The organism is Microbacterium jejuense, from assembly GCF_039544225.1.
GTDB lineage: Bacteria > Actinomycetota > Actinomycetes > Actinomycetales > Microbacteriaceae > Microbacterium > Microbacterium jejuense.
The window spans coordinates 82,333-108,852 of sequence record NZ_BAABLG010000009.1 but is presented as its reverse complement, the minus strand read 5'-3'; the positions used below and the strand labels follow the sequence as shown (position 1 = coordinate 108,852).

Genomic DNA, 26,520 nt, shown 5'->3' with positions numbered 1-26,520 from the left:
GCCAGAGGCGGGCCGTGAGAATCGGGCCCACGGGGATGCCCCCGTGGAGCTATCCGGAATCGGTACTCAGGGGTGACGACGGCGAGCCGACCGGCTCCCTAGCGTGACCGCCATGACATCCACTGAATCGACGCCTGTTCCCGCGCCGGCCCGCTCGCGTTCGCGCACGGTCGGGATCGCGGCGATCCTCGTCACGACGTTCACGGCGGCGATGCTCGCCGTCAACGCCGTCGCCTCGGCCCTCGCCGGTCCGCTGGCCGCGCTGGTCGTCGGGCCGGCGCTCGCCGTGCTCCTGCTGTGGCTCTACTCGTGGATCGTCGGTCGCCTCGAGCGGCGGGCGGTCGCAGAGCTCGTCCGGCCGCGAACGCGGCCGCTCCTGGCCGGGGTGCTCGGCGGCCTGGGCCTCGCCGCTGTCACGATCGGCGTCCTCGCCCTGTTCGGCGGCTACCAGATCACCGGCGCAGGCACGCCGGCAGGAGCGCTCACCGTCGTCGGCATGATGTGCGCCGTGGCGGTCGCCGAAGAGGTGCTGTTCCGGGGCGTCGTCCTGCGCCTGCTGCAGCGCGCGTTCGGCACGTGGATCGCGCTCGCCGGCTCGGCGGCGCTGTTCGGGCTCCTCCACCTGCTGAACCCCGGAGCGACGCTCTGGGGCGCCGTGTCGATCGCGGTCGAGGCGGGGCTCATGCTCGGGGCCGCCTTCGTCGCCACCGGGTCGCTGTGGCTGCCCATCGGGCTGCACCTGGGCTGGAATGTGGCGCTCGTGGCCGTCTTCGGCACCGTCACCTCGGGGTCCGATGCGCACGGCGCGCTCGTCACCGCGGTGACCGAAGGACCCGTCTGGCTCACCGGCGGCGCTTTCGGCCCCGAGGCGAGCCTGATCGCGATCGCCGCCTGTTCGATCGTGACGACCGCGCTGATGGTCTGGGCGCATCGCAACGGCCGGATCATCGCCCGCCCCGGCCGCCGCGCGACAGCCGTCGCGTCGTGAAGCAGACGGCCGAACCCGCGAATGGGTTCGGCCGTCTGGTTTCGAGTGGGCCCCGTGGGGCTCGAACCCACGACCCGCGGATTAAAAGTCCGATGCTCTACCGACTGAGCTAGAGGCCCTCGCAGGCTCCAGCCTACTTGTCTTGCAACGACTGCTTGTCCGGTGTGCCCGCGTGCTCACGGTGCTCAGCGTCATTCGTCCCCGTTGCCGTTCCCGGAGTTGCTCCCCGGTCCGTTGCCGTTCCCGTTCCCGGAGTTGCTCCCCGGTCCGTTGCCGTTCCCGTTCCCGTTGTTGTTGCCGGGGCCGCTGTTGCCGGACTCTTCGTCGGGGTCGCCGCTCTGGTCCGCCGGAGTCGGGGGAGGCGGTGACGGCTGCTCCTGCAGGACCGGTCCTGTCGGCTCGGGCGCTGGCGTCCCGGCCGGCAGGGACGACAGCCACAGTGCGCCGGCAAGGGCCGCGACGACGGCGATCCCCGCGCCCGCGAGTCCCGCGACCCGGCGGCGGCGTGAGCGCGTGCGCGCCGCACTGCCGGTGAGCGCGGTGGCCCCGGCATCCCCCCTCCCGGTGACACCCGGGGGGACGAGCGGGAGCACGGCGGTCGGGGCGAGGGCCGGGGAGGGCGCGGTGAGGGGCGCCGTCGGCTCGTCCTCGGTACGGGCGGTCGCCGGCGGCGCGGCCATCGCCGAGAGAGCCGCACCGACCTCGAGCGCGGTCGGCCGATCATCGGGGCGGATGGCGGTCATGCCGCGCAGCAGCCCCCGCCACGCCTCGGGAACGTCCTCGGGGATGGCGGGCGGTCCCGCGAGGCGTGCCATCACGGTGCCGATGCCCTCGGCGTGCGCGAACGGGCGCTCGCCGGTGAGCGCCTCGATCATCACCAGCCCGAACGCGTACACGTCGGCGGGCGGCGCCGGCGGCGCGCCGCGGGCCTGCTCCGGGGCGAGGTAGGCGGCGGTGCCCACGAGGAGGCCCGGGGTCGTCAGGCGCGTCGTGTCGCGCAGGTGGGCGATCCCGAAGTCGGCCAGCTTCGCGCGCCACGCGCCGCCCGGCATGGTCGACCGGGTGAGCAGGACGTTGGACGGCTTGATGTCGCGGTGCACGATCCCCGCCCCGTGGACGATGTGGAGTCCTTCGGCGAGATCGATGCCGATGGATGCCGCCGCGCCGGCGTCGAGCCGGCCGCGCCGCAGCAGCTCCCGGAGGGTCACGCCGTCGACGTGCTCCATGACGAGGTAGCTGAGCTCGTCGGCGGCCACATGGGCGTCGAACACGGTGACGAGGGCGTGGTGGTTCACCGAGGCGAGCAGCAGGGTCTCGGAGTGCGCGCGCTCGACCGAGCCGACGTCGTCTCCCGAGCCCTGGAAGATCTTGACGGCGACAGTCCGCCCCAGGTGCAGATCGTCGGCACGGTACACCCGTGCCATGCCGCCCTCGCCGATGAGTTCGCGCAGCAGGTACCGCTCGCCGACGACGGCGCCGGTCGACAACGCCGGCGACTCGCGTAGGTCAGTCATGATGCTCCCCGTCCGCGCAGGATCGGGAGCCCGCCCGGACGCAGTCCACGTTAGACCCGCGACGCGATGGGGTCAGACCCCTTGACGCGAGCGCCGACGTGAGGCAGCGACGAGGCCGCCGACCCCTTCCGCAGGCGTCGGCGGCCTCTCCGCCCCCCTTACCCGGCCGGAACCGGGAGCCGGTCACTGTGCCGGAGGCATCAGGACCGAATCGATGAGGTACACGGTGGCGTTCGCGGTCTGCACGCCTCCGCAGATGACGTTGGCGTCGTTGACCATCCACGAGTCGCCGCTGCCGGTGACCTCGAGATCGGCGCCCTGCACGGTGGTGTGCGTGCCGGCGATGTCAGCGGGCTCGATCCGCCCGGGGATCACGTGGTAGGTCAGGATCGAGGTCAGGGTCGCCGAGTCGGTCTTCAGCGACTCGATCGTGGCGGGGTCGATCTTCGCGAACGCGTCGTCGACGGGTGCGAACACCGTGAACTCGTCGCCGTTGAGCGTGTCGACGAGGTTCACGTCGGGGTTCAGCTGTCCGCTGACCGCCGCGGTGAGCGTCGTCAGCATCGGGTTGTTGGATGCCGCGACCGCGACGGGATCGCCCGACATGCCTTCGATCGAGCCGTCGCCGTCCGGGACGGCTTCGGCATAGGCGGCGCAGCCGGGGCCGACGAGGTCGGCGGCGGGGTCGGCGGTGGCCATGGGCTGCTCGCTCGCCTCCATCGCGGGGCTCGAGGCGTCGGTCGAGGGTTCCGCCGTCGATCCGCCCATGGAACAGGCGGACAACGCGAAGGTCGCGGCGATCGCCAGGGCAAGCCCGGCCGAGACGCGCTTCCCAGTGATGCGAGACATGTCTTCCTCCTCTTCGCGGCCGGTGCGACCGCTTCGTGTGGCCCCCGAGGGAGCGCGCCGCAGGAGCGGCTACACGGACTGTTCGGAGGCGCGCGGGGATCGGATTGCACCTTCTTGCGGCCGGCGACGGAATCCACCCCTCGGCGGGTGGACACCAATCCGAAACGCGCTCGGGTGCGAACAGAGGTCGACGCGCACGAGGGGGACACATGCAATTGGTCATCATCGGTCTGCTGGGCGGGCTCATCACGGGGATCTCGCCGTGCATCCTCCCGGTGCTGCCGGTCATCTTCCTCACCGGCGGGGCGCAGTCGGCCCGGTTCGGCGCCGAGACGTCGGACTGCGTCGTCCCTGCATCCCGGGCGCGGCCCTATCTGGTGATCGCGGGGCTCATCACGAGCTTCACGCTGGTGACCCTGCTCGGCTCGCTCGTCCTGGGGGCGCTCGGTCTGCCGCAGGACGTGCTGCGATGGGCGGGCATCGCGGTGCTGGTGCTCATCGGCGTCGGCCTCCTCGTCCCCCGGTTCGAGCGTGTGCTCGAGCGGCCGTTCCAGAAGCTCGCGCGACGCAGCGAGGTGACCAACCGCGGCAGCGGCTTCGGCGTCGGTCTGGCGCTCGGCACGGTGTTCGTCCCCTGCGCGGGACCGGTGCTCGCGGCCATCATCGTCGCGGGATCGACGGGCCGCATCGACGCGGGGACTGTCGTGCTGACGGTGTCGTTCGCCGTGGGCGTCGCCGTCCCGCTGTTGTTCTTCGCCCTCGCCGGCCGTGGTCTCGTGGAGCGCATCCGCGCGTTCCGGCGCCGCGAGCGCGGCCTGCGGATCGCCGCCGGCATCGCGATGCTCGCCCTCGCCGTGGGCCTGGTGTTCAACGTGCCGCAAGCCCTGCAGCGCCTCGTGCCCGACTACACCGCCGAAGTGCAGCGTGGGCTCACCGACAATCCCGAGGCACGGCGGGCGCTGGACCTCGGCGGTCTCGTCACCGACGAGAACAAGGACCTCGACAAGTGCACCAACGGGGCGCCGGAGCTGGAGTCGTGCGGCTCGGCACCGTCCATCCGCGGTATCGAGTCCTGGCTGAACACGCCGGGCGGCGCGGCCGTCGACCTCGCCGATCTTCGCGGGAAGGTCGTGCTCATCGACTTCTGGGCGTACTCGTGCATCAACTGTCAGCGGAGCATCCCCCATGTGGTGGCGTGGGATGCGGCGTATCGCAGCGCGGGGCTGCGGGTCATCGGCATCCACTCTCCCGAGTACGCGTTCGAGAAGGATGCCGGCAACGTCGCGGCCGGCGCGCGGGACTTCGGGATCGCGTACCCGGTCGCGCTCGACAACGACCTGGCCACGTGGACGAAGTACCGCAATCGGTACTGGCCCGCGCACTACCTGATCGACGCCGACGGGATCGTGCGCCACATCGCCTTCGGCGAGGGCAACTACGAGGCGACCGAGAAGCTCATCCGTGAACTGCTGAAGGATGCGGACCCCGAGGTCGCACTGCCGGATCCGACCGAGGTCGCCGACGACACTCCGCAGGCCGGCACCCGGACCCGTGAGACGTTCCTCGGCTCTGCCAAGGACGTGAACTACGGGGGCGACGGCAGTTACCGGGCCGGCGATCACGCGTACGCGGTCGGCGACGCCCAACCGGACGACACGTTCGCGCTGGCCGGCACCTGGCGCATCGAGACCCAGTACGCGACGCCGTCCGGGAGCGACACCGGCAGCATCCGCCTCCGCTTCCACGCCGAAGACGTGCGCATGGTGCTGGCCGGCGAGGGAGACGTGCGGGTGCGTCTGGACGACGGCACGACGCAGACGGTGCGCGTGTCGGGCACGCCGCGCTCGTATCCGGTCGCGCAGGTCCCGGACACCGGCGCGCATGTCCTCGACGTCGAGGTGTCGCCGGGCGTCGAGGTGTACTCGTTCACCTTCGGGTGAGCGGAGCGTCCGCGCGGGAGGTCATGGGGCATGCTGGTGGACATGGTGATCGACGGGATCGACGTGCCCGAGGACGGCGCGACACCCGTCGACCGCATCGCCGAGCTGCTCCAGCGCGTCGCGGGCGGCGACGAGGCGGCGTTCGGAGACCTCTACGACGCGCTGTCGCCTCGCGTGTTCGGTCTGATCCTGCGCGTCCTCGTCGATCGCGCGCAGAGCGAAGAGGTGCTGCAGGAGGTGTTCCTGGAAGTGTGGCAATCCGCATCCCGGTTCGCTCCGAACAGAGGGCAGGGACGCACGTGGGTTCTCACGATCGCCCACCGCAGGGCTGTCGATCGGGTGAGGGCTTCGCAGGCGAGCACGGATCGCGACGTGCGTGCGGGGTTCCGCGACCTCGACGTCCCGCATGACGGGGTGGCCGAACAGGTGGAGCTGCGGATCGAGGGGAAGCGGGTCGCGGCCGCGCTGTCGACCCTGCCCGATGCCCAGCGGGAGGCGCTGACCCTCGCGTATTACGGGGGTTACAGTCAGAGCGAGATCGCGGTGCTCGTGGGGGCGCCGCTGGGGACGATCAAGACGAGGATGCGTGACGGGTTGTCGCGGCTGCGGACCGAGATGGGGGTGATCGCGTGATGGACGAACAGGAGTTCGCAGAGCTCGCCGCCGGCGCCGCGCTCGATGCGCTGTCACCCGCGGACCGCGATGCTTTCGAGGCCGCGCGCCGTGAGCACCCCGAATGGGAGCACCTGGTGCGCGCGGATGCGGCGACCGCCGCGGTGCTCGCCGAGGCCGTCCCCGAGACCGCCCCGCCGCCGGAGCTCCGCGCGACGCTGCTGTCGCAGCTGGCCTCGACGCCGCAGCTCCCCGCGGACGACAGCCTCGCGGACGACAGCCCTGCGGAGGGCGCCCCTGCCGCCGAGGCGCCGCTCTCGACGGACGCACCCGAGCCGACGAGTCGGCGACGCTGGACCCGCGGCCTGCTGGCGCTCGCCGCATCGGTCGTGCTGCTGGTCGCCCTCGGGGTCGGCGCGGCGATGATCAGCGCCTACCTGAACCGTCCGGCCGCCGTGATCGCGCTGCAGCAGATCGAGGACGCGCCCGACGCGCAGTCTGCGACGGCGGACGTCACCGACGGCGGCACGGCGACCGCCCACTGGTCGGAGTCGGTCGGAAAGGTCGTGCTGGTGTCGGACACCATGCCGCCCATCGCCCAGGACGAGAGCTTCGAGCTCTGGTTCGTCCGCGACGGAGCGGCCATCGCCGCGGGCACGTTCGAGTCGTCGACGCAGACCACCACCGCACTGCTGGAGGGCACGATGCAGCCGGGCGACACGATCGCGGTCACCGTCGAACCGCAGGGCGGCTCGCCGACCGGGCAGCCCTCGTCCGAGCCGATCGTGATGATCCCCACGTCCTGACCACGCCACCGGACAAGGCGTCCTCCCAGCCACTCGGGAGCCCCGTGCGGCATGCTGGAAGGGTGACGGGGGACGGGGGGCGCGAGATGGATGCCGCAGATCAGGGCGTCGAATCGCTCATTCCGCCGCTTCCCGACCTGCCGGCCGCGGAAGCGGCCGCCGCCGCGCCGATACCGGGCTACGGCCCGACGACGGACACCGTCGCGGTTCAGGCGCAGAGCCGCCGCAACTGGGGGCGGGTGATCGGCGGGTTCGCGGCATCCCTCGTCGTCCTCACCGGGGTCGGGTTCGTCGTCGCGACGATCAACGAGCGCGTGCACGTGTCGCCGCAGGTCGCCGCGCTTGCCGACGTCCAGGGGGCGGCCGACGCGGCGTCGGCCACCGTCGCCGTCGCGGGCGGGGGCATCGCGACCGCCCACTGGTCGGACGAGGGTGCCGATCTGGTGCTCGTCACCCAGCGGGTGCCCCCTGTCGAGGACGGCGAGACGCTCGCCGTGTGGGTGCTGCGCGACGGCGATCCGGTCGAGGTGGGCACGCTCGAGGTCGACGCCGCCGGCGGGGCGACCCTCGTGGTCGACGACTGGAAGCCCGCCGAGACCGTCATCGTGACCCTGGAGCGCGCCGGCGACACGGCAGACCGCCCGCTCGGCGACACGATCGCCCAGATCCCGACGGACTGACGCTTCGGTAGCCTGGGGCCGTGGCATCCGTCTCGCAGAAGACCTCGCCGTCGCAGACGACGCAGACGCTCGTGCATCTGCGCCGCGCCCGCGATCTGATGGACCGCGACTACGCGCAGCCCCTGGACGTGCCCACGATGGCCGCGAAGGCTCTCATGTCGCCGGCGCACTTCTCGCGCGAGTTCAAAGCCGCCTATGGCGAGACGCCGTACGCATACCTCATGACGCGACGCATCGAGCGCGCGATGGCGCTGCTGCGCGACGGCGTGTCGGTGACCGACGCGTGCACCGCCGTCGGGGCCACGTCGCTCGGATCGTTCAGCTCGACGTTCAGCGAGATCGTGGGCGAGTCGCCGAGCTCGTACCGTTCCAGGCCGCACGATGCGGCAGAGGCGATGCCGCTGTGCGTCGCGAGGATCCTGACGCGGCCGACGCGCTACGTCTGATCGGGTGCGAACCGAGCAGGATCGGAGAAGCATGCGGCGCCCCGCGTCCGTAGCGTGGCACGCATGACGAACATCGCACTCGCATACAGCCCCATCACCGTCGACGACGTCGACGCCGCCATCCCCTTCTACCGCGACGGACTCGGCCTCGAGGTCGTCAACGACGTCTCGTACGACGGTCACCGCTGGGTGAGCTTCGGGTTCCCCGGCCAGCCCGGCCTGTCGCTGGTCGTCTCGGACCCCACCGCCGGCCGCTCGCCCGACGACGGCGACGCCCTGCTGCGTCTCGTGGTCAAGGGTTCGGGCCCCGGCCCCTACGTCTTCACGACGACCGATCTCGACGCCACGTTCGAGAAGCTGCGCTCGTCGGGCGCCGAGGTGCTGCAGGAGCCCAAGGAGCAGGGATGGGGTCCGCGCGACGCCGCGTTCCGCGACCCGGCGGGCAACCACATCCGCATCAACCAGGTCTGAGCGGCGCCGACATGTGCCTGCCGTGGATCGCGGCGATGCAGCTCGAGCAGGAACGCGTGCTCGTGGCGGCCGGTAGCCTGGACGGAATGAGCGATTCGTCCCGTGAGTTCCACAAACCCGTCCGCCGGCCGGCCGAACTCTTCGACCGGACGTTCTCTGCCGAGGACCCCGCCGAGGTCTCGCGTGTCGCGCACACCACCGCGCACGCCCTGCTGGCGCGGGTGCGAGCGGACCCGGACGGCGCCACCGTCGACCGGCTCGTCGCGTTCACCGACGAGCACGGCATCGACGACATCGCCGAGCTGTGGTCGCGATCGCCGTCGCGCAGCCTTCCCGGCGCGCTGTGGCGGCTGTACCTCGTGCAGCTCATGATCCACGACGACCCGCGCACGGCCGCGCTCCTCTACGAGCGCGGCCGTGCCGAGCTCGCCTCGGCCGACGACGTCGTGGCGGGCGCTCCGTCCCCCGCCGGGCCCGAGGAGCTCGTCGCGCTCGTCGACATGATCCTGCGCGGACTGTTCGAGGGCGACTTCGCCGTCGCGCTGGACCGGGCGGCGGCGTTCTGCCGCGTGCAGGCCTCCGGCGCGACGCACGTGGCCGACGACTACGAGCGCACCGAGCCCGACCGCGCATCGGCGTTCACCACGCGGGCGCTGCGCCTGTCGGACTACGCAGCCGACCTGTCGGCGTGCGCCGGCCTGTGGCGCCGCGACGCGCTGAGCTGAGGCATCCACCCCGCACGTCAGGCGAGAAGACGCCCGGGCAGCAAAGTGCCGGGCCGCAGAACGCCTCTCGGCGCGGTGCCGCTCGTAGCGGCAAAAGATGGAGCCCGGGGTTACTGCGGCCCGGCCGATCCAGTGTAACCGAGACGCGGGGCTCCGCATTCCCGACCGCCTAGGCTCGGGGCATGGCACTGCGATTCGCGCTCGTGATCGAGCCCGCGGCATCCGACGATCCACGCTCGGACTTCGACGACACGTTCCGCACGATCGACCCGTCGGCCCCGGCGCTCAGCGTCGGCGAGCTGAGCACGCAGCGGGGCGACGGGATCTTCGAGTCCATCGGGGTCGTCGACGGTCACCCGCAGGAGACGCAGGCGCACCTCGAGCGCCTCGCCCACTCCGCGGCGATCTGCGACCTTCCCGCGCCGAACCTGGAGCAGTGGCGTCGGGCCGTGGCGATCGCCGCCGCGCATGCGCCGCAGCAGGGGGAGGGCGTGATCAAGCTCATCCTGAGCCGCGGCGTCGAGCACGGCCCGGCACCGACGGCGTGGACGACCGCCGCTGCGGCAGCCGACAACACGGCCGCCCGCGAACAGGGCATCCGGGTGGTGACGCTCGACCGCGGATACGGGATCGACACGCCCGCGGCCGCACCCTGGCTGCTGCTGGGGGCCAAGACGCTGTCGTACGCGGTCAACATGGCTGCCATCCGCGAGGCGCACCGGCGCGGCGCCGACGACGCGATCTTCGTGACCTCCGACGGGTTCGTGCTCGAGGCGCCGACCGCGTCGCTCATCGTCCGCATCGACGGCCGCTTCGTCACCCCGGCACCGGGCGCCGGCATCCTGCACGGCACGACCCAGCTGAGCCTGTTCGCGCACCTCGAGTCCGAGGGCTTCGAGACCGGTTACGCGACCCTTCCGACGCGAGCGCTGAAGGATGTGGATGCCGCCTGGCTGGTGTCCAGCGTGCGCCTGGCCGCGCCCATCACCGCGATCGACGGTGTCGAGGTTCCGCTCGACGCCGGGCTGACGGCATCCATCAATCGCTACCTGCTGAGCCCGCGCGACTGAGTCGACAGCACTGAGCCCGCAACGGCGAAGCCCTCGCCGGGCGGCGAGGGCTTCGTGTCACAGCGCGGCCGCGATCACCCGAAGCGGCCCGAGACGTAGTCCTCGGTCGCCTGCACCGACGGGGTCGTGAAGATCGTGGAGGTGTCGTCGTACTCGATGAGCTTGCCCGGCTTGCCGGTGCCGGCGATGTTGAAGAACGCCGTCTTGTCGCTCACGCGCGACGCCTGCTGCATGTTGTGCGTGACGATGACGACGGTGTAGGTGTTCTTCAGTTCGCCGATGAGCTCCTCGATCGCGTAGGTCGAGATCGGGTCGAGCGCCGAGCAGGGCTCGTCCATGAGGATCACCTCGGGCGACACGGCGATGGCGCGCGCGATGCACAGACGCTGCTGCTGGCCGCCGGACAGGCCGCCGCCGGGCTTGTCGAGGCGGTCCTTGACCTCGTTCCAGAGGTTGGCGCCGCGCAGCGACTGCTCGACGAGCGCGTCGGCGTCCGACTTCGAGATGCGCTTGTTGTTGAGCTTCACGCCTGCCAGCACGTTCTCTTTGATCGACATCGTGGGGAAGGGGTTCGGACGCTGGAACACCATGCCCACCTGGCGGCGCACGAGCACGGGATCGACGTTCGCGCCGTACAGGTTGTCGCCGTCGATCATCACCTCGCCCTCGACCCGGCCGCCGGGGATCACTTCGTGCATGCGGTTGAGCGTGCGCAGGAACGTCGACTTGCCACAGCCCGACGGGCCGATGAAGGCCGTGACGCTGCGCGGCTCGATGTACAGCGAGACGCCTTCGACGGCGAGGAAGTCGCTGTAGTAGACGTTGAGGTCGTTGACTTCGATGCTTTTGGACACCTGTGGGCGGCCTTTCGTACTAACGGGTCTTCGGCGCGAAGAGCTTCGCGATGATCCGGGCGATGAGGTTGAAGATGACGACGAGGATCACCAGCAGGAGCGCTGCGCCCCACGCCTGCGCCTGCGATGCGTCGATGTCCTTCGAGGGGAAACTGTAGGCCGTGTACGCCATCACCGGCAGGGTCTGCATGGGGCCAGAGAACGGGTTGGCGTTGAAGTTGTCGGTGAAGCTCGCGGCGATGAAGATGGGCGCCGTCTCTCCGACGACGCGGGCCACGGCGAGCACGACGCCCGTGACGATGCCGCTCGCCGCGGTGCGCAGCACGACTTTGAGGATCGTGGCCGACTTCGGCACGCCCAGGGCCAGCGACGCCTCGCGCAGGTCCGCGGGGACCAGACGGATCATCTCCTCGGTCGAGCGGACGACGATCGGGATCATCAGCACGCACAGGGCGATCGACGCCGAGAAGCCGCTGAAGGCCTTGGGGCCGACGATGAGGCTGAACAGCGAGAACGCGAACAGACCGGCGACGATCGACGGGATGCCCGTCATCACGTCCACGAGGAAGGTGATGGTGCGACGCAGCGGGTTGGTCGGGAGGGCGTACTCGGTCAGGTAGACCGCGGTGAGGATGCCGATGGGCACCGAGATGAGCGCCGCGATGCCGGTGATGATGAGCGTTCCCACGATGGCCTGGAGCGCGCCCGGCGTGCTCGTGACCTCGAGCGTCTCGGGGTTGAACGTCGACTCGGTGACCGAGGTGATGAACTGCCAGTTGACGACCTCGGCGCCCTTGGCGATGACGGTCCACAGCGTCGAGATCAGCGGTGCGACCGCCAGCACGAAGAACGCCGTGACCACGCCGCGCACGACGCGATCCGTGGCCTTCCGTCGCCCTTCGACGATCGACGCGCCGACGCCGATCGCGATGAGGTACAGCACCGCGGTCAGGACGAGCCAGATCGGGATGCTGAGGCTCTGCGTGAGGACGAACATCACGAGGCCGACGAGGACCGCCACGCCGACCAGCAGGATCGGCTCGATGAACCGCGGGAGGTGGCCGCTCGTGAGCCGCATGGGCTGCTGCCGGACCGGTGGGGCCGAGGGGGTCATGGTCGACGTCATGCGACCTTTCCTTCCTTGCGGCGGCGCTTGCGCGTCGGCTTCGGACCCTGCGCGCCGATGATGTACCGGGCGACCATGTTCACCGCGAACGAGATGACGAAGAGCATCAGGCCGGTGCCGATGAGCGCGGAGCGCTGGATCTCGGTGGCGACCGGGAAGTTCAGCGCGATGTTCGCTGCGATCGTCTGCGAGTTGTAGCCGTCGGTGAGGATGCGGACCGAGTACAGCAGCGACGGCGAGATGATGAGCGCGATGGCCATCGTCTCGCCCAGCGCCCGCCCGAGGCCCAGGAGTGTGGCGGAGATCATGCCGCTGCGCGCGTAGGGCAGGACCGACAGGCGGATCATCTCCCAGCGCGTCGCGCCGAGGGCCAGCGCGGCCTCTTCGTGCAGGCGCGGCGTCTGCAGGAAGATCTCGCGGGTGATCGACGTGACGATCGGGAGGATCATGACGGCCAGCACGACGCCACCGGCGAGCATCGTGGATCCGGTGGACGACACGGGACCTGCGAAGAGCGGGATCCAGCCGAAGTACTGGCCCAGGAAGTCCGAGAGCGGCAGCAGGAAGGGGCGCATGACCGCGATGCCCCAGAGACCGAACACGATCGAGGGGACCGCGGCGAGCAGGTCGACGATGTAGCCGAGCGCACCCGCGATGCGGCGGGGGGCGTAGTGCGAGATGAACAGCGCGATGCCGATGGCGACCGGAGCGCCCAGCACCATCGCGATGAGCGCCGAGAAGATGCTGCCCCACAGGAGCGGGCCGACATACTCCCAGAAGCTCGTCCACGGGACCTGCGCGGGGTTCTGGATGGAGCTGAGGTCCGCGTTCTCGGACCAGTTCGCGGTGATCGCCGGCAACCCCTGGATGATGAGGAAGATGGCGACGCCGGCGAGGATCACCATGATCGAGACGGCAGACGTGGCCGAGAGGCCGAGGAACACCGTGTCGCTGGCGCGACGGGTCGATTTGCGGCGTGACGCGGCGGGCGCGGGCGGGCTGATCGCGTCAGCCATGACGGGTCCGTCGGTGTCGCATGGAGGAGCTCCTGTCGGGTTTCCGGGGTGCTACGTGAGGTCGGGGCGGCTCAATACCGCCGCCGAGCGTGTCGGAGACGGTATTCAGCCCGCCCGCCCAGGGATCGCCTGGGCGGGCGGACCGACATGGATCACTTGATGGCGTCGATGGTCTTCTGCGCCTCTTCGAGGATCGAGTCCGGCAGTGCGGCCGAACCGGCGTTCTTGGCAGCGACCTGCTGGCCGAGCGAGCTGGCGACGAAGCCGAGGTACGACTTGGTCAGCTCCGCCTGCGCCTCGTCCTGGAACGTCGTGCACGTGATGGCGTACGAGACGAGCGGGATGGGGTAGGTCTCGGTGGTGAGCTTCGAGTAGTCGAACTTCTTCGACAGGTCGCCCTCGACGCCGTTGGAGGCGTCGACCGCGGCGACCTCGAAGGTCTTCGCAACGGCCTCGGCGCTGAACGGGATCGCGGTGTCGTCGACCACGATGTCGGCCGCGTTCAGGTCGCCGATGGCCGAGTGGTCGGCGTAGCCGATCGTGCCCGAGCCCGCCTTGACGGTGTCGACGACGCCCGAGCCGCCCTTCTGGAGCGAGACGTTGCCCGCGACCGGCCAGTTCTTGCCGGCCTCGTACGGCCACGACTCGGCCTGCGTGCCGACGAGGTAGTTGGTGAAGTTGGCCGTCGTGCCGGAGCCGTCCGAACGGGCGACCGTGGTGATCGGGCCGGCCGGCAGAGCGGTGCCGTTGTCGGCGGTGATGGCGGGGTCGGACCAGTCGGTGATCTGCAGGTTGAAGATCTTCGCGATCGTCTCGCCGCTCAGCTTCAGGCTGTCGACACCGTCGATGTTGTAGATGATCGAGACGCCGTCGAGGTAGACGGGGATGTTGACGCCGCCCTCGGTGCACAGAGCCTCCGACTGCGTGGTCTCGTCTGCCGACAGCGGCGAGTCCGAGCCGGCGAAGTCGTACGCGCCGCTGAGGAAGTTGGTGACGCCGCCGCCGGAGCCCTGCGACTTGTCGTAGTTGATGGTGACGCCGCCGACTGTCGCGTTGTACGCCGTCGTCCAGGCGGCCTGCGCGTTGCCCTGGGCGCTGGAGCCACCGGAGGTGATCGTGCCCGTGAGGCTCGAGTCGAGCTCGACCGTGACGCCCGAGTCCGCGGCGGACTCGCTGGCGGCCGGGGTGTCGCTCGGGGTGTCGGTGTTCGAGGCGCAGCCGGCGAGGGCGAGGGCCGCGATAGCGGCGACAGCGCCCGCCTGGGCGATGCGAGAGATCTTCACTGTGTGAATCCTTCACGTGTCAGGGAAATGAGGCCTGGTGCAGGCCTGCGGGTACGAAGCCCGGTGCGGGGTTCGCTCTGAAACGTAGGCTCGGACTCTTAAGAGACTGCGCTGTGCGGGTGAACGGAAGGTGAACGGGAGGAGGTGTGCCGGGGCGCCGTCAGAACTTCGGCTCGTGGGTCTCGATCGTGACGATGCCCGAGCCCGGGTTCTCGACCGACAGGTGCACGACCGAGAACGCCCCCGGCTCGAGCGCCGAGGCACTGCCGAGATACGAGCCCCGGAGCGTCCCTGTGGCCAGTGCGAGCTCGCTCAGGATGTCGGGCAGCACCGGGCCGTGGCTGCACAGCACGGCGGACTTGCGCGACCGGACGCGCTCGCCGATGACCGCGCGCGCGTCGGACCGCCCGTCCTCCCACGCGTCCTGGCTGATGAGCTTCGACGTGTCGACCTTTCGGCCCAGCACCTCGGCCAGCGGCGCGACCGTCTTCACGCACCGGGTCGCCGGGCTCGAGACGATCCGGCGCACACCGAACGCCCGCAGCGGACCGACGATGGCGCGCGCCTGCCGGCGACCGCGCGGAGTCAACGGGCGGGCGGCATCCTTCCCCTCCCATTCCTCACGGGGGAGCGCCTTCGCGTGCCGCAGCGCCACGATGGGGAAGGTGCGCAGCACGCCCTCGTCGACCAGCCGCAGGAAGTTCTCGATGATCTCGACGTCGACCGGGTAGCTCAGGCGCGCGATCGCCTTCTTGGGCGTCACCCACTCGATCGCCGCGATCTCTTTGTTCGGCACGAACGCGCTCGCGCGGATCGCGTCGTCGGTCGCCTCAGCGGCCCAGTAGTGCACGATCTTGGTGCGCTTGCTCGGCAGGCGGTACCGCGAGACGCCGATCGGCACGCCGAGGGCGACATGGATGCCGGTCTCTTCGTGGATCTCGCGCACCGCCGTCTCGGCGAGCATCTCACCGGGATCGACCTTGCCCTTGGGCAGTGTGACGTCCCGGTACTTGGTGCGGTGGATCAGGAGCACGCGCAGCTTGCCGTCGACGACGCGCCACACCACGCCCCCTGCCGCGTACACCGCGGTCTCGGTCATCGCACCGCGCGTGCCCGCCGGCGGCGTTGCACGTTGGTCATGGTGCGGTCCTGGATATCCAGCAGCAGCCTGCCGTCCTCGGCGGTGTTGTGCCGGACCCATTCGCCGTCGGCGCCGAGATGCCACGAACTGGTCGTGTCGCTCATCGCGAGCGTGAAGAGGTCCTCGAGCTCCTTGACATGCGCCGGCGACGACACGCGCACCAGCGCCTCGACGCGGCGGTCGAGGTTGCGGTGCATCATGTCGGCGCTGCCGATGTAGACCACCGGCTCGCCGTCGCCGCCGAACGAGAAGATCCGCGAGTGCTCGAGGTAGCGGCCGAGGATCGAGCGGACGGTGATGTTCTCGCTCATGCCCTCGACTCCGGGCTTGAGCGAGCAGATGCCGCGCACCCACACCTCGATCTTCACGCCCGCCTGGCTGGCACGGTACAGCGCGTCGATGATCTGCTCGTCGACCATCGAGTTGACCTTGATGCGCACGCTCGCGGGACGTCCGGCCACCGCATTGCGCCGCTCTTTGTCGATGAGGCGCAGCAGGCCCTTGCGCAGGTGCAGCGGGGCGACGAGCAGTCGCTTGAACTTCTTCTCGATCGCGTAGCCGCTGAGTTCGTTGAACAGGCGCGTGAGGTCGCGACCCACCTGGTCGTCGGCGGTGAACAGGCCGAAGTCCTCGTAGATGCGGCTGGTCTTCGGGTTGTAGTTGCCCGTGCCGACGTGGCTGTAGCTGCGCAGCACGCCGCCTTCCTCGCGGATGACGAGCGCCAGCTTGCAGTGGGTCTTGAGGCCCACGAGGCCGTACACGACGTGCACGCCGGCCTTCTCGAGCTTGCGGGCCCACACGATGTTGTTCGCCTCGTCGAAGCGGGCCTTGATCTCGACCAGGGCCAGCACCTGCTTGCCGGCTTCGGCGGCGTTGATCAGGGCCTCGACGATGGGGCTGTCGCCGGACGTGCGGTACAGCGTCTGCTTGATGGCGAGCACGTGCGGGTCCTTGGCGGCCTGCTCGAGGAAGGCCTGCACGCTCGTCGCGAACGACTCGTACGGGTGGTGCACGAGCACATCGCCCTTGCGGATCGCGGCGAAGATGTCGGCGCGTTCGTTGTTGTCGCCCGGCTGGAACGCCAGCGCAGTGGTGGGGACGTGCGGCTTGAAGTGAAGGTCGGGCCGGTCGATGCGCGACAGATCGAACAGCCCGCGCAGGTCGAGCGGTCCGGGGAGGCGGTAGACCTCCTGCTCGGTGATGTCGAGCTCTTTGATGACGAGGTCGAGGGTGACGTCGTCCATGTCGTCGGTGATCTCGAGCCGGATCGGCGGACCGAAGCGGCGCCGCAGCAGCTCGGCCTCGAGCGCCTGGATCAGGTTCTCGGTCTCGTCCTCCTCGATCACCACGTCCTCGTTGCGGGTGAGGCGGAACGCGTGGTGGTCCAGCACCTCCATGCCGGGGAACAGGTCGTCCAGATGGTTGGAGATGAGGTCTTCGAGGGGCAGGTAGCGTACAGTGCCTTCCGCCGGGGGCAGCTCGACGAACCGGGGGAGCATCGGCGGAACCTTGAGGCGCGCGAACTCCTGGCGCCCGGTGCGGGCGTTGCGGATGCGGATCGCGAGGTTCAGCGAGAGCCCCGAGATGTAGGGGAACGGGTGCGCCGGATCGACCGCGAGCGGCATCAGCACCGGGAAGACCTGCGCCTGGAAGTACTCGTACAGCTGCGCGCGCTCGTCGGCGTCCAGCGATTCGTATGAGACCACCTGGATGCCGGCATCCGCCAGCGCCGGCTGCACCAGGGTCATCCACGCGTTCGCGTGACGCAGCTGCAGCCGGTGCGCCTCGGCCGAGATCTCGGTGAGCACGTCCATAGGGGAGGTGCCCACGTTGGTCGGAACGGCCAGGCCCGTCATGATGCGGCGCTTGAGGCCGGCGACGCGCACCATGAAGAACTCGTCGAGGTTGCTCGCGAAGATCGCGAGGAAGTTCGCGCGTTCGAGCACAGGGAGGTTGGCGTCTTCGGCGAGCTCGAGCACGCGCTGGTTGAAGGCGAGCCAGCTCAGCTCGCGGTCCAGGTAGCGGTGGTCCGGCAGCTGGGAGTCGAACTCCTCCGACATGTCGAAGTCGTCGTCGTCCGCATCTCCCAGGCCGGTGTCGAGCACCTCGGGTTCGATCATCCCCTCATCATTGCAGGGTCATGTGACCGGAGTGTGAACGAGTCCGCGAACGCCGGGATGCGGCATCCCGCGCCCCGCCACTGTCCGGTGCTACGCGTCGGTCTTCTCGCGCGGGGCGGGTTCGGGCTCGTCCTCGTACACGTTGAAGCGGTAGCCGACGTTGCGCACCGTGCCGATGAGCTGCTCGAGGTCGCCCAGTTTGGCGCGCAGCCGCCGCACGTGCACATCGACGGTGCGCGTGCCGCCGAAGTAGTCGTAGCCCCACACCTCGCTGAGCAGCTGCTCCCGCGTGAAGACGCGCGAGGGATGGGTGGCGAAGAAGTGGAGGAGCTGGAACTCCTTGTAGGTGAGGTCGAGCGGCTTGCCGTGCACCTTGGCCGAGTACGAGGACTCGTCGATCGTGATGCCCGAGGTCTGCACGCGCGTCGACACCTGCTCGGCGGACTGCCGGCCGACCGCGAGCCGGATGCGCGCGTCGACCTCGGCGGGGCCGGCGGTCATCAGGATGACGTCGTCGACACCCCAGTCCGGCGACACCGCGGTGAGGCCGCCCTCGGTGACCACCAGCAGCAGCGGCGCGTCGAGGCCGGTGGTGTTGAGGATCTTGCAGAGCGATTTGGCGCCGACGAGGTCGACACGGGCGTCGACGAGGATGATGTCCGCGCTCGGCGCGTTCACCAGCTGCGCGGGCTCGGCGGGGATCTGGCGCACGCGGTGGCTCAGCAGTTCGAGCGCGGGCAGGACGGGACCGCCGCCGTGCGTGGAACTGAGAACCAGGAGCTGAGCCAAAGGATCGCCTTCCCGGCGTGCGGGGGCACGCCGCGAACCCCAGTGTAGAGCGCGTGCGCACCGTGGTTTCGCCGGAGTGTCATCCGGTGCGCGGATGCGCCGCCGCCGGCGATGCGGGATGATGGGCCTTGTGGCCGTGCCAGAACTCGCCCCCCGCCGCACGCTCGGCGGGCTGATCGCCGTGTGGGCCTTCGCCGCGCTGATCGCGATCGCGATCGGTATCTTCTCGTCGCCGGACTGGCGCGCCGCGTGGCTGGGCGTCGGGCTGGGCGGATGCCTCATCGCCGCGTTCGCCGTGCAGCTGTGGTCGGGGCGGGCGTCGGGGTTCACCGAGCGCGTCGCCGCGAGCGTCCTGGGGGCCGCCCTCGTGATGGGCGTCATCAGCCTCGGGTTCGGACTGGCCGCGCTCGTACCCGGATGAGCCCGGCTCCCGGTTAGACTTCACGACATGGATACCGTCGCGCTCGAACTGTTCTTCGTGGGCCTGCTCGGACTCGCATCGCTGTCGATCGTGTTCGTCTCCGTGGTGGTCGTCAAGAACCTGTACCGCGGCCAGCGCTGACGGGTCGCGTCGTGCTCGAGATCCCGACCGACCTGCCTGCGGAGCTCGTCCCGCTGTCGTGGCTCCTCGGTGTCTGGGAGGGCACCGGCGTGATCGACTACGGCGACCACGCCTACACCGGCGAGTTCACGCACCGCGTGAGCTTCAGCCATGACGGCGGCGACTTCCTGAACTACTCCGCCGAGGCATGGATCGACGATCCCGCCGATCCCGACAAGCGCACGCGGCTGGTGGCCGAACTCGGCTTCTGGCGCCTCGCGCGCACCGCGACCGACGCCGATGCCGGCCCCGGTCTGCTGCCTCCGCTCGCACCGCCCGTCGTGCGCACCGCCGACGACATCGAGCAGCTCCGCAACGCCGACGGCGGCTTCGACCTGGAGGTCGCGCTCGTGCACGCCGACGGCGTGAGCGAGCTGTACCTGGGTCAGATCAAGGGTCCCCGCATCGACATCGCGACCGATGCCGTCGTGCGTCCGGCCGGCGCCAAGGCGTACGCCGCCGCGACCCGCATGTACGGTCTGGTCGACAACCATCTGCTGTGGGCGTGGGACATCGCGGCGCTGGGCTTCGAGCTCGGCGCCCACGCGTCGGCGCGCCTGGCCAAGGCCGACTGATGGGCGACGTCTTCGCCGCCGTCCCCGGCGCCGTGGTGGACGACTCGGGACTCCAGCACGTGGGCAGCCCCCTCGTCGAGCAGCGCCGGCTCGCCGCCGGGAGCGCCGTCGCCCCGCGCGCCGACCGCGTCGTGATCGCGGTGCCCGGCGAGGACCGCCTGTCATGGCTGGACTCGCTGTCGTCGCAGGCTCTCGCACGGCTGCAGCCCGGCGTCGGCACCGAGCTGCTGATCCTCGACCCGCAGGGGCACGTCGAGCATGCGGCATCCGTCCTCGACGACGGACAGACGACGTGGCTGATCGCCGACGCCGCCGACGCCGCGGGGCTGTACGACTGGCTGCGCAAGATGCGGTTCCGCCTGCGGGTGGACCCGCGCATCGCCGGCGAGTACGCCGTGATCGGCGGCACCGCCGCGGCTCTCGAGGGCGTCGTCTCGGCGGCCGCGCCCGCCGGCATGGCGCTCGTCTGGCGCGACCCGTGGCCCGGCGTCGCCCCTGGCGGCTGGGCGTATGCCGCCGTCGACCCGCACCCCGGCCTCGAGCGCGACTGGGCCGAGGCGATCGTCACACGTGACGAAGAGGCCCGGATCGCAGATGCCGCCACTCGCGGCGACGTGCAGCTCGCGGGGCTCGCGGCGGTCGATGCGCTGCGTGTGGCCGCGTGGCGTCCGCGGTGGTCGGCCGACGTGGACGAGCGGGCCCTGCCGCACGAGCTGGACTGGCTGCGCACCGCCGTGCACCTCGACAAGGGCTGCTACCGCGGCCAGGAGACCATCGCCAAGGTGCACAACCTCGGGCATCCGCCGCGCCGCCTCGTCGCGCTGCAGCTCGACGGTTCGGGCAGCGTGCTGCCCGAGCACGGCGCTGTCGTCCGCATCGGAGACGACGAGGTCGGAACCGTGACCTCGGCGGCGCTGCACTACGAAGAGGGACCGATCGCACTCGCCGTGGTGCGACGGTCGGCCCCGGTCGATGCGGCGCTCACCGTCGACACCGCCGACGGCCCCGTCGCGGCGGCGCAGGAGGTCGTCGTGCCGCCGGACGCCGGACGGACGGCGAACGTGCCGCGGCTCCCACGGCTCGGCCGGCGCCAGGCGGCGCAATAGGCCGCCCGTGAGCGGCGACGGCGAGACCACCCCGATCACGCAGGTGGTGCCGACGGGCTGGCGCTCGCGGCTCGACCTGCGTCCGCAGGTGTCGCGCGTGCGCGGCTCCGCGATCGCGATCGTGCAGATCGTGGTGGCCGCCACCGCGGCCTGGGCCTTCGCGCACTACGTGGTGGGGCATCCTGCCCCGCTGCTGGCGGCCACCGTCACGATCTCGAGCCTGGGTCTCGTCCGCGACGCACGGCCGCGCCGCGTGCTCGAGACCGTGATCGGGATGCTGGTCGGCATCCTCGTCGCCGAGGGCTTCGTCGTCGTGGTCGGACCGGGGTGGTGGCAGCTCGCGCTGGCGCTCGCGGCGACACTGTTCGTGGCCCGGTTCCTGTCGCCGTATCCGCCGTTCGCGATCATGGCCGGCATCCAGGCGTCGATCGTGATGTCGCTTCCGGCGTCGCAGCCGTTCTCCCGCCTCATCGACGGCATCATCGGCGGTGTCGCCGCCCTCGTCGTGACGGCGCTGATCCCGCGCAATCCCCGCCGCGAAGAGGCCCGCGACGGTCACGCCGTGTTCGCGGCGGCCGACGACGCCGCCCGCACGATCGCGCAGGCGCTGCGCCGAGGCGACGCGATGCGCGCCACCCGGGGCCTGGAGAAGGCGCGCGCGATCGCGCCGCGCATCGACGAGTGGCGCGCGTCGCTGGACTCCGGACTCGCCGTCGCCGGGTTCTCACCCTGGCTGCGGCCGCAGCGGGCCGAGCTGCGCCGCCACCACACGGTGCTGCAGGCGATGGATTTCGCGACGCGCAATCTGCGCGTCGTCGCCCGCCGCGCCGTGTACCTGTGCGACGACGGCGAGCGACGCCCGGTGCCCGCCGAGCTGCTGTCGGAGCTGATGCGAGCCGCGGCGCTGGTCGGCGAGAGCCTCGACGACATCTCGATGCAGCCCGCGGCCCGCGAGGCAGTGCGTGCGGTGGCCGCGCGTCTGGACCCCGCCGCGATCCTCCCCGGCGGATCGCAGAGCGAGCTGAACCTCGTGACGGCGCTGCGTCCGCTCGCGGTCGACCTGCTCACCGCGACGGGGCTCCCCGGCGACCAGGCCCGGGCCATCCTGCCGCGCGTCTAGACCGTCGCCCGGCACCGATCGCGGGGAGTGGATGCCGCACCCGCGGCCGTCGCTCAGCCGGAGGCGCCGGCATCCCCCGGGGCGACGGCGCTCCAGGGGACGGTGACCTCGCCCAGGCGCCAGCGCGAGCGCTCCGCGAGGGGCCAGCCGGCGGCCTGGACGGCAGCGAGGGCGGTGCGCCAGCGGTGGACAGGGCCGAAGGGCGAGACGCTCGCCGCACGGTCCCATTCCGCGTCGAGCGCCGCAAGGAACGCGTGGACGCGCTCGCCGGGCACGTTCCGGTGGATGAGGGCTTTGGGCAGGCGCTCGGCGGCGATCGAGGGATGCTCCAGCCCCGTGAGCCGCAGCGACACGGTGAGCGACTGGGGCGCGCCGTCGGGGCCGATCGCCACCCACGTCGCGATGCGTCCGATCTCGTCGCACGTGCCCTCCACGAGCAGCCCGCCCGGCGCGAGGCGCGCCGTCATCGTCGCCCACGCGGCGGCGACCTCGGACTCGTCGTACTGCCGCAGCACGTTCATCGCGCGCACGATCGCGGGGCGCCGGCCGCCGGGCACCGGCACCTCGAAGCCGCCGCGGGCGAAGGACACCCGCGAGTGGGCGGCGAACGTCGTCGTGCCGGCGCGCACCAGTTCCAGCTGCGCGTTCGCGCGGGTCACGCGAGCCGGATCGATCTCCAACCCGAGCACCTCGACGTCGGGCCGTGTGCGCGACAGGCGGGCGAACAGCTCGAATGCGGTGACGCCGCTCGCACCGTAGCCGAGATCGACCACGAGCGGATCGGCGGCGCGCCGCAGCGCGGGGTGCCGCGCGATCCACCGGTCGATGCGGCGCAGCCGGTTGGTGCCGGTGGTGCCGCGCGTGATCTGTCCGACCGGTCCGCGCGCCATCCCTCCATGATGCCAGCGTCATGCCAGGGGGCCGTGCCGCCGTGCGCCGATAACATGGAGCCCATGACCGCGCCCTATACGCTCATCCTCCTCCGACACGGCCAGAGCGAGTGGAACAAGACCAACCAGTTCACGGGCTGGGTCGACGTCCGGCTCACCGAGCAGGGCAAGGCCGAGGCCCAGCGCGGCGGCGAGCTGCTGGCCGAGTCCGGCATCCTGCCCGACGTCCTGCACACCTCGGTGCTCAGCCGTGCGATCCAGACCGCGGACATCGCGCTGGACGCCGCCGACCGCCTGTGGATCCCGGTCAAGCGCTCGTGGCGTCTCAACGAGCGCCATTACGGCGCCCTGCAGGGCAAGGACAAGGCGCAGACCCTCGAAGAGTTCGGCAACGAGCAGTTCATGCTGTGGCGTCGCTCGTTCGACGTGCCGCCGCCGCCGCTGGCCGCCGACGACCAGTACAGCCAGGTCGGCGACCCTCGCTACGTCGGCATCGACGGCGAGGTGCCCGACACCGAGTCGCTCAAGATCGTCATCGACCGCATGCTGCCGTACTGGCACAGCGACATCGTCCCCGACCTGAAGGCCGGTAAGACCGTGCTCGTGACCGCCCACGGCAACTCGCTGCGCGGCCTGGTGAAGCACCTCGATGGCATCAGCGACGCCGACATCGCCGAGCTCAACATCCCCACCGGCATCCCGCTCGTCTACCGCCTCGACGAGAACCTCCAGCCGCTCGGCCCGGGCGAGTACCTCGACCCCGAGGCCGCCGCCGCCGGTGCCGCCGCGGTCGCGAACCAGGGCAAGGCCTGATCAGACGCAGACGAAGAGCGGATGCCCCCCTGCGGGGCATCCGCTCTTCTGTGTCGTCGCACCGTCGGCGACAGCCCCCCGACTGCGCCGTGCGACGGGTCTACTGCTCGGGCGTGACGACGGTGATCGTGTCGGTGGTCGTCGTCCAGTCGCCCGTCGACAGGTAGAGCACCTTCTTGGCGACAGAGACGGCGTGGTCGGCGAAACGCTCGTGGTAGCGGCTGGCCAGCGTGGCGTCGACCGTCGCCGCCGCCTCGCCCTGCCAGCTGTCGCTGAGCACCTTCTCGAAGACCGACAGGTGGAGCTCGTCGAGTCCGTCGTCGGCGTTGCGGATCGTGTCGATGAGCGACTCGTCCTGCGTGCGCAGCAGCTCGGTGAGCTGGCGCGCCACCTCGACGTCGAGTTCGCCCATCTTCAGGAAGGTCGACTTCAGGCCCTTGGGGATCGCGCGCTCGGGGAAGCGCATGCGCGTCAGCTGGGCGATGTGCTCGGCGATGTCGCCCATGCGCTCCAGCGACGCGCTCATGCGCAGCGCGCTCACCACGATGCGCAGGTCGCGGGCCACCGGCTGCTGCCGGGCGAGGATCTCGATCGCGAGCTCGTCGAGCTCGACGGCCCGCTCGTCGATGACGGCATCGGCCTCGATGACCTCTTCGGCCAGGGCCACGTCGCTCGTGCCGAACGCCCGCGTCGCCTTGTCGATCGCCACCGTGACGAGCTCCGCGATCTCGACGAGACGCCCCTGCACGTCCTCGAGCGACTGGTGGAAGACTTCGCGCATTGCGATGCACCTTTCGGGTTTCGGGCAGGCGTCCGCCCGCAGCCTCGGCGATTCTCGTCAGAGAAGGTTAACGGACGGTGCCGCGGTGGTGAACACTGCCCGGCACGTGCAGCACCGGAGGGACTCACGGCGGATCGGGCCCCGGGCGTGCCCGTACGCTGGGACGCATGGACTCCACGCAGCTCACGCTGCTCGCCCTTCTCGTGGGGGTCATCGTCGGCGGATCGGTGTCTGCCGTCATCGTCGCCGCGCTGCGCGCCCGCGACCGTGCGCGCATGGAGACGAGCGTCGACGTGCCCGACGGCGTACGCGAGGTGCTGCACGGCATGGACGACGCCGCCGTCGTCGTCGACACGTCGTTCACGGTGCTTGCCGCGTCGTCGGCCGCCGTGCCGTTCGAGCTCGTCGAGGGCGGCACGCTGCCGACCGACGAGCTGCGCACCCTCGCGCGCGGCGTACGCACCGGTGAGGGCGGTGCTTCCGGCACGACGGCCACCGAGACCATGCGTCTGCGCCGCGGGGCGCTCCCGGCCGAGCCGCGCCTGGTCGCCGTGCGCGCGACGCGCATCTCGCCGCGGCTCACGCTGCTGGTGCTGCGTGACATCACCGAGCGCGAGCGCGTCGAAGAGATGCGCCGCGACTTCGTGGCCAACACCAGTCACGAGCTCAAGACGCCCGTCGGCGCGGTGAGCCTGCTCGCCGAGGCGATCGAGTCCGCGGCCGACGACCCGCCGCAGGTGCGCATCTTCGCCGCACGGCTGCAGGCCGAGGCGTCGCGACTGGCGCTGCTGACCTCGCGCATCATGAATCTCTCGCGCCTGCAGGCCTCCGACCAGCTGCCGCAGCGGGACGTGTCGATCGACGAGGTCGTGGCCTCGGCACTGGACGCCCACGCGATCCAGGCGGATTCCGCCGGGGTCGAGGTGGTGCGCGGCGGCAGCCGCGGCCTGTACGTCCACGGCGACGCGCAGGTGCTGAGCGAAGCTGTCGGCAACCTGGTCGCCAACGCGATCGCCTACTCGCCCCGCGGGTCGAGCGTCGGCATCGGCATCAAGGCCGTCGAGGGCGTCGTCGAGATCACCGTCACCGACCGCGGCATCGGCATCGCCGAGGGCGACCAGGACCGCGTGTTCGAGCGGTTCTACCGCGCCGACCCCGCGCGTGCGCGGCGCACCGGCGGCAGCGGTCTGGGCCTGTCGATCGTCAAGCACGCCGTGCAGCGCCACGGTGGCGAGGTGCGCCTGTGGTCGCGCCCCGGCCGCGGTTCGACGTTCACGATCCGGCTGCCCGAGTCGGCCGCACCGGCCGCAGAGCCCGCGCCGAAGCGCGGCCGCAAGAAGAAGCGCCCCGTCGTCCCCGAGGTCCAGGCAGCGCCTGCGCCTGTCGCGGCGGCATCACAGCCCCAGAAGAAGTCGGCGCCGCGGAAGACCGCACCGGCCGCCGAGCCTGCTGCCGAACCTGCTGCGAATGGAGAACCCGCATGACCCGCGTCCTGATCGTCGAGGACGAGCCTGACCTCGCCGACCCGCTCGCCTACCTGCTGCGCCGCGAGGGCTACGAGGTCGAGATCGCCGAGGACGGCCCGTCGGCTCTTGTCGCGTTCCGCGACCGCGGCGCCGACATCGTGCTGCTCGACCTCATGCTCCCGGGGATGCCGGGCACCGAGGTGTGCCGGCAGATCCGCACCACATCGGCCGTGCCGATCATCATGCTGACGGCCAAGGACTCCGAGGTCGACATCGTGGTGGGCCTCGAGCTCGGCGCCGACGACTACGTCACCAAGCCCTACTCGGCTCGCGAGCTGCTGGCCCGCATGCGCGCGGTGCTGCGCCGCTTCTCGCAGATCGATGCCGACCTCGAGGACCGCGTCCTCGAAGGCGGGCGCGTCGTGCTCGACATCGACCGGCACACGGTGGCGGTCGACGGCGACGAGATCAACATGCCGCTCAAGGAATTCGAGCTGCTCGAGGTGCTGATGCGCAACGCCGGGCGTGTGCTCACGCGCGGCCAGCTGATCGATCGCGTGTGGGGGAGCGACTACTTCGGCGACACGAAGACCCTCGACGTCCACATCAAGCGCATCCGCTCGCGCATCGAGCAGAACCCGGGTTCGCCCGAGATGCTCGTGACGGTGCGCGGCCTGGGCTACCGCTTCGAGGGCTGACCGACGAGACACGGAACGGGGCGCGTCATCGGACGCGCCC

27 protein-coding genes and 1 tRNA gene are annotated in these 26,520 nt (G+C 70.8%); 16 read left to right on the top strand and 12 right to left on the bottom strand.

Translation table 11 applies throughout. The features are described from left to right. Nucleotides 1-112 precede the first annotated feature (112 nt). Entirely contained in the window at nucleotides 113-988 is an 876-nt protein-coding gene (locus ABEA46_RS16370) for a CPBP family intramembrane glutamic endopeptidase (RefSeq protein ID WP_345545951.1), read from the top strand. A gap of 46 nt (nucleotides 989-1,034) precedes the next feature. Here ABEA46_RS16370 and ABEA46_RS16365 read toward each other — a convergent pair. From ABEA46_RS16365 to ABEA46_RS16355, 3 genes are all read right to left on the bottom strand, one after another. Then, nucleotides 1,035-1,107 (bottom strand) — tRNA-Lys (locus tag ABEA46_RS16365). A gap of 72 nt (nucleotides 1,108-1,179) precedes the next feature. Next, entirely contained in the window at nucleotides 1,180-2,502 is a 1,323-nt protein-coding gene (locus ABEA46_RS16360; protein WP_345545950.1) for a serine/threonine-protein kinase, read from the bottom strand. A 183-nt stretch (nucleotides 2,503-2,685) separates the two neighbouring features. Further along, nucleotides 2,686-3,351: a fasciclin domain-containing protein gene (locus tag ABEA46_RS16355; RefSeq protein ID WP_345545949.1), complete on the bottom strand. Its 666-nt coding sequence runs from the start codon at nucleotides 3,349-3,351 to the stop codon at nucleotides 2,686-2,688. Nucleotides 3,352-3,560: 209 nt separating this feature from the next. Here ABEA46_RS16355 and ABEA46_RS16350 point away from each other — a divergent pair, with 209 nt between their 5' ends. The 8 genes from ABEA46_RS16350 to ABEA46_RS16315 all read left to right on the top strand — a co-directional run bounded on the left by ABEA46_RS16350 (nucleotide 3,561) and on the right by ABEA46_RS16315 (nucleotide 10,101). Next, the gene (locus ABEA46_RS16350) at nucleotides 3,561-5,291 is read left to right on the top strand and encodes a cytochrome c biogenesis protein CcdA (protein ID WP_345545948.1); all 1,731 of its coding nucleotides are present in this window, start codon (nucleotides 3,561-3,563) and stop codon (nucleotides 5,289-5,291) included. Nucleotides 5,292-5,321: 30 nt separating this feature from the next. Next, complete coding sequence (sigK, locus tag ABEA46_RS16345) at nucleotides 5,322-5,924, top strand: ECF RNA polymerase sigma factor SigK (RefSeq protein WP_345545947.1); 603 nt, start codon at nucleotides 5,322-5,324, stop codon at nucleotides 5,922-5,924. Continuing rightward, entirely contained in the window at nucleotides 5,924-6,709 is a 786-nt protein-coding gene (locus ABEA46_RS16340; protein WP_345545946.1) for an anti-sigma factor, read from the top strand. Before sigK ends, ABEA46_RS16340 begins: the two co-directional genes overlap by 1 nt. 62 nt (nucleotides 6,710-6,771) lie before the next feature. Continuing rightward, nucleotides 6,772-7,389: an anti-sigma factor domain-containing protein gene (locus ABEA46_RS16335; RefSeq protein WP_345545945.1), complete on the top strand. Its 618-nt coding sequence runs from the start codon at nucleotides 6,772-6,774 to the stop codon at nucleotides 7,387-7,389. Nucleotides 7,390-7,487: 98 nt separating this feature from the next. Then, a complete protein-coding gene (locus ABEA46_RS16330) occupies nucleotides 7,488-7,835 on the top strand; it encodes a helix-turn-helix transcriptional regulator (protein ID WP_345546116.1) in 348 nt (115 codons plus the stop codon). Between the two features lie 63 nt (nucleotides 7,836-7,898). Beyond that, nucleotides 7,899-8,306: a VOC family protein gene (locus tag ABEA46_RS16325; RefSeq protein WP_345545943.1), complete on the top strand. Its 408-nt coding sequence runs from the start codon at nucleotides 7,899-7,901 to the stop codon at nucleotides 8,304-8,306. Between the two features lie 86 nt (nucleotides 8,307-8,392). Further along, the gene (locus ABEA46_RS16320) at nucleotides 8,393-9,031 is read left to right on the top strand and encodes a DNA-directed RNA polymerase subunit beta (RefSeq protein WP_345545942.1); all 639 of its coding nucleotides are present in this window, start codon (nucleotides 8,393-8,395) and stop codon (nucleotides 9,029-9,031) included. Nucleotides 9,032-9,213: 182 nt separating this feature from the next. Next, nucleotides 9,214-10,101 carry an aminodeoxychorismate lyase gene (locus ABEA46_RS16315; RefSeq protein WP_345545941.1) on the top strand — a complete coding sequence of 296 codons (888 nt, stop codon included), beginning with the start codon at nucleotides 9,214-9,216 and terminating at the stop codon, nucleotides 10,099-10,101. Nucleotides 10,102-10,175: 74 nt separating this feature from the next. Here ABEA46_RS16315 and pstB read toward each other — a convergent pair whose 3' ends face one another. From pstB to ABEA46_RS16280, 7 genes are all read right to left on the bottom strand, one after another. Beyond that, complete coding sequence (pstB, locus tag ABEA46_RS16310; protein WP_345545940.1) at nucleotides 10,176-10,955, bottom strand: phosphate ABC transporter ATP-binding protein PstB; 780 nt, start codon at nucleotides 10,953-10,955, stop codon at nucleotides 10,176-10,178. Nucleotides 10,956-10,974: 19 nt separating this feature from the next. Beyond that, nucleotides 10,975-12,081, bottom strand: a complete 1,107-nt coding sequence (pstA, locus tag ABEA46_RS16305; RefSeq protein ID WP_345545938.1) for a phosphate ABC transporter permease PstA — start codon at nucleotides 12,079-12,081, stop codon at nucleotides 10,975-10,977. Continuing rightward, nucleotides 12,078-13,097, bottom strand: coding sequence for a phosphate ABC transporter permease subunit PstC (pstC, locus tag ABEA46_RS16300; RefSeq protein WP_345545937.1), 1,020 nt, complete (start codon nucleotides 13,095-13,097; stop codon nucleotides 12,078-12,080). The genes pstA and pstC overlap by 4 nt, the downstream gene beginning before the upstream one ends. Before the next feature lie 152 nt (nucleotides 13,098-13,249). Continuing rightward, on the bottom strand, nucleotides 13,250-14,380 hold the full coding sequence (locus tag ABEA46_RS16295) for a phosphate ABC transporter substrate-binding protein PstS (protein ID WP_345545935.1): 1,131 nt from the start codon (nucleotides 14,378-14,380) through the stop codon (nucleotides 13,250-13,252). A 160-nt stretch (nucleotides 14,381-14,540) separates the two neighbouring features. After that, nucleotides 14,541-15,479, bottom strand: coding sequence for an NUDIX hydrolase (locus ABEA46_RS16290; RefSeq protein ID WP_345545934.1), 939 nt, complete (start codon nucleotides 15,477-15,479; stop codon nucleotides 14,541-14,543). Further along, nucleotides 15,476-17,641: an RNA degradosome polyphosphate kinase gene (locus ABEA46_RS16285; protein ID WP_345545932.1), complete on the bottom strand. Its 2,166-nt coding sequence runs from the start codon at nucleotides 17,639-17,641 to the stop codon at nucleotides 15,476-15,478. The genes ABEA46_RS16290 and ABEA46_RS16285 overlap by 4 nt, the downstream gene beginning before the upstream one ends. A 90-nt stretch (nucleotides 17,642-17,731) precedes the next feature. Beyond that, nucleotides 17,732-18,430, bottom strand: a complete 699-nt coding sequence (locus tag ABEA46_RS16280; protein ID WP_345545930.1) for a response regulator transcription factor — start codon at nucleotides 18,428-18,430, stop codon at nucleotides 17,732-17,734. A 130-nt stretch (nucleotides 18,431-18,560) separates the two neighbouring features. On the opposite strand from ABEA46_RS16280, the gene ABEA46_RS16275 reads away from it, so the two are divergent. The 4 genes from ABEA46_RS16275 to ABEA46_RS16260 all read left to right on the top strand — a co-directional run bounded on the left by ABEA46_RS16275 (nucleotide 18,561) and on the right by ABEA46_RS16260 (nucleotide 21,832). Further along, the gene (locus ABEA46_RS16275; RefSeq protein ID WP_345545928.1) at nucleotides 18,561-18,851 is read left to right on the top strand and encodes a hypothetical protein; all 291 of its coding nucleotides are present in this window, start codon (nucleotides 18,561-18,563) and stop codon (nucleotides 18,849-18,851) included. 152 nt (nucleotides 18,852-19,003) lie between these two features. Continuing rightward, entirely contained in the window at nucleotides 19,004-19,606 is a 603-nt protein-coding gene (locus tag ABEA46_RS16270; RefSeq protein ID WP_345545926.1) for a nitrobindin family protein, read from the top strand. After that, entirely contained in the window at nucleotides 19,606-20,712 is a 1,107-nt protein-coding gene (gene ygfZ / locus ABEA46_RS16265) for a CAF17-like 4Fe-4S cluster assembly/insertion protein YgfZ (RefSeq protein WP_345545925.1), read from the top strand. The genes ABEA46_RS16270 and ygfZ overlap by 1 nt, the downstream gene beginning before the upstream one ends. Nucleotides 20,713-20,719: 7 nt before the next feature. Then, a complete protein-coding gene (locus tag ABEA46_RS16260; RefSeq protein ID WP_345545923.1) occupies nucleotides 20,720-21,832 on the top strand; it encodes an FUSC family protein in 1,113 nt (370 codons plus the stop codon). A 53-nt stretch (nucleotides 21,833-21,885) separates the two neighbouring features. Here ABEA46_RS16260 and ABEA46_RS16255 read toward each other — a convergent pair whose 3' ends face one another. Continuing rightward, nucleotides 21,886-22,722, bottom strand: coding sequence for a class I SAM-dependent methyltransferase (locus tag ABEA46_RS16255; protein ID WP_345545921.1), 837 nt, complete (start codon nucleotides 22,720-22,722; stop codon nucleotides 21,886-21,888). A gap of 63 nt (nucleotides 22,723-22,785) precedes the next feature. Between ABEA46_RS16255 and ABEA46_RS16250 the strand changes: the two genes are divergently transcribed. Next, nucleotides 22,786-23,535 (top strand): phosphoglyceromutase, encoded by a 750-nt coding sequence (locus ABEA46_RS16250; protein ID WP_345545919.1) that lies wholly within the window; start codon nucleotides 22,786-22,788, stop codon nucleotides 23,533-23,535. Nucleotides 23,536-23,635: 100 nt separating this feature from the next. On the opposite strand, the gene phoU is transcribed toward ABEA46_RS16250, so the two are convergent. After that, entirely contained in the window at nucleotides 23,636-24,316 is a 681-nt protein-coding gene (gene phoU / locus ABEA46_RS16245) for a phosphate signaling complex protein PhoU (RefSeq protein ID WP_345545917.1), read from the bottom strand. A 167-nt stretch (nucleotides 24,317-24,483) separates the two neighbouring features. On the opposite strand from phoU, the gene ABEA46_RS16240 reads away from it, so the two are divergent. Next, nucleotides 24,484-25,800 carry a sensor histidine kinase gene (locus ABEA46_RS16240; protein ID WP_345545915.1) on the top strand — a complete coding sequence of 439 codons (1,317 nt, stop codon included), beginning with the start codon at nucleotides 24,484-24,486 and terminating at the stop codon, nucleotides 25,798-25,800. Then, the gene (locus ABEA46_RS16235) at nucleotides 25,797-26,480 is read left to right on the top strand and encodes a response regulator transcription factor (RefSeq protein WP_191172435.1); all 684 of its coding nucleotides are present in this window, start codon (nucleotides 25,797-25,799) and stop codon (nucleotides 26,478-26,480) included. The genes ABEA46_RS16240 and ABEA46_RS16235 overlap by 4 nt, the downstream gene beginning before the upstream one ends. Nucleotides 26,481-26,520 lie beyond the last annotated feature (40 nt).